Here is a 395-nt window from a genome sequence, read left to right on the forward strand (position 1 = left end):
CAGGCACCGCGTGCAGACCCGGGTAGCTGAGCAGGGTGGCCGCGGTGCCCTGCCCGGCGGGGTCGGCAGCGGCGATAGCGCGGGCAACTGTCAGGACACTGGGGCGGGTGGATGCGGCCATGGGCACACCTTAGAAGACATCCAATCGGGGTATCGCACCACCCGCTTTACATATGGGCGGTTAGCGGCGGCCCGTGCTGCGGTAGGGGTTGCTGTCAGGGGCGACGTATGGCAGCCAGATGGCACTCGGGATAGCGGTGCAACGAGTCAGGCAGGCTCATCGTGCGCCAGGCCTCGACGAACCCGGCTCGGGCAAGCCGTGCACTCATCTCCTCGGGATGCCAGCGCCAGGCCGGTGCCACCGCGTGATCGAACGGCACCACCGGTTGCCCTTC

1 pseudogene is annotated in these 395 nt (G+C 68.4%); it reads right to left on the bottom strand.

Going from position 1 to position 395, the window contains the following annotated elements:
* Positions 1-215 precede the first annotated feature (215 nt).
* Positions 216-395 (bottom strand): annotated as a pseudogene (locus ACWCOM_RS18535) (SAM-dependent methyltransferase); the annotation flags it as partial.

It is taken from the genome of Kocuria sp. KH4 (assembly GCF_053711175.1).